The organism is Rhizobacter sp. P1_G5, from assembly GCF_056405435.1.
The window spans coordinates 1-1,779 of sequence record NZ_JBFUCB010000902.1 but is presented as its reverse complement, the minus strand read 5'-3'; the positions used below and the strand labels follow the sequence as shown (position 1 = coordinate 1,779).

Below are 1,779 nucleotides of genomic sequence, written 5' to 3'. Positions count from 1 at the left end.
TCACCGGCGCCTGGCTGAAGGATCACCGCGTGACGCCCGACGGCGAGCGCTCGTACTCGGTCAACGTCGGCAGCGCGGCGGCCGGCGGCGAGCTGCTGAACATCCGCATCTTCGAATCCGAYGGCAACGGTCGGCTGCTGCGCCGCATCAGCGCGGCACGCGGGCGCGTCGGCAGCGACGACAACTGGACGCTGCAGGACGTGAACCTGACCGACTGGCAGGATGCCGCCAGCGGCGGGCTGGTGCACGCGCAGCAGCTGCCGGTCTACACCTGGCCGAGCACGATGCCGGCCAACGTGGTGGCCGCCGCGGTGCTGCCCGAGGGCTCGATGTCGACGCTGGAGCTGTTCCGCTACATCACGCACCTGTCCGACAACGAGCAGACGGCGCAGCGCCACGAGATCCAGTTCTGGAAGCGCGCGCTGTACCCGCTCGCCTGCCTGGTGATGGTGGCGCTCGCGCTGCCGTTCGCCTACCTGCATGCGCGCGCCGGCGGCGTCAGCCTGAAGGTGTTCGGCGGGATCATGCTGGGCATCAGCTTCGTGCTGCTGAACAACGTCGCGGCGCACCTGGGGCTGCTGCAGAACTGGACGCCCTGGATCGTGGCCGCCACGCCGAGCGCGATCTACCTGATGCTGTCGCTGGCCGCCTTCAGCTGGCTCGTGAGGTACCGGTGACCCGCGGACTGCTGCTGTTCGCGCATGGAGCGCGGGATCCGAACTGGGCCGTGCCGTTCGAGGACGTGGCCCAGCGCGTGCGGGCGGCGCACCCGGGCGTGCCGGTCGCCCTCGCCTTCCTCGAGTTCATGTCCCCCGACCTGCGCGAGGCCGGCCGGCAGCTCGCCGCGCAGGGCTGCACCCGGGTCGACGTGCTGCCGCTCTTCCTCGGCGCCGGTGGCCATGTGCGCAAGGACCTGCCGGAGCTGATGGCTGAACTCGCCAGCGCGCACGCCGGTGTCCGCTGGCAACTGCACCCGGCCGTCGGCGAACTCGACAGCGTCATCGGCGCGATGGCCGCCGCTGTCGGCCAGCTGCTTCGCGCATCCACAGACACGAAGTGATTTAATCCGGGCAATCCACAGATTGCAACGGAATATGAACCTGCACCAGTTCCGGTTCGTCCAGGAGGCCGTTCGCCGCAACCTGAACCTGACCGAGACCGCCAAAGCGCTGTTCACCTCGCAGCCCGGCATCTCCAAGGCCATCCTCGAACTCGAGGACGAGCTCGGCGTCGACATCTTCGCGCGCCACGGCAAGCGGCTGCGCCGCGTCACCGAACCCGGCGTCGAGGTGCTGAAGTCGATCGAGGTGATCATGCGCGAGGTCGGCAACCTGAAGCGCATCGGCGAGGAGTTCTCGAAGCAGGACGCCGGCACGTTGTCGATCGCGACCACGCACACGCAGGCGCGCTACTTCCTGCCGGAGCCGGTGGCCCAGCTGCGCAAGCGCTTCCCGAAGGTCAACATCAGCCTGCACCAGGGCGCGCCGGCGCAGGTCGCGCAGATGGTGATCGAGGAGGTGGCCGACATCGGCATCGCGACCGAATCGCTGGCCGAGCACGACGAACTGGTGACCCTGCCCTGCTACGAATGGCAGCACGCGGTCGTGATGCCGGCCGGCCACCCGCTCGCGCAGCTCGAACGCATCACGCTCGAAGACCTGGCGCAGCAGCCGCTGGTGTCGTACCACCCGTCGTTCAGCGGCCGCACGCGCGTCGACCAGGCCTTCGCCGCGCGGAAGCTGAAGCCGAACATCGTGCTGGAGGCGATCGATGCCGACG

Annotated in this window: 3 protein-coding genes; all 3 read left to right on the top strand. The window is 69.1% G+C overall.

Annotated features, from left to right (window positions below):
• Positions 1-677, top strand: a 677-nt coding sequence (locus tag AC1D12_RS32540) for an LptF/LptG family permease (protein WP_477845266.1), incomplete at its 5' end; no start/stop codon positions are given.
• A complete protein-coding gene (locus AC1D12_RS32535; protein ID WP_477845265.1) occupies positions 674-1,060 on the top strand; it encodes a sirohydrochlorin chelatase in 387 nt (128 codons plus the stop codon). The genes AC1D12_RS32540 and AC1D12_RS32535, both read left to right, overlap by 4 nt.
• A 34-nt stretch (positions 1,061-1,094) precedes the next feature.
• A partial coding sequence (locus AC1D12_RS32530; RefSeq protein ID WP_477845264.1) for a LysR substrate-binding domain-containing protein occupies positions 1,095-1,779 on the top strand: 685 nt, incomplete at its 3' end.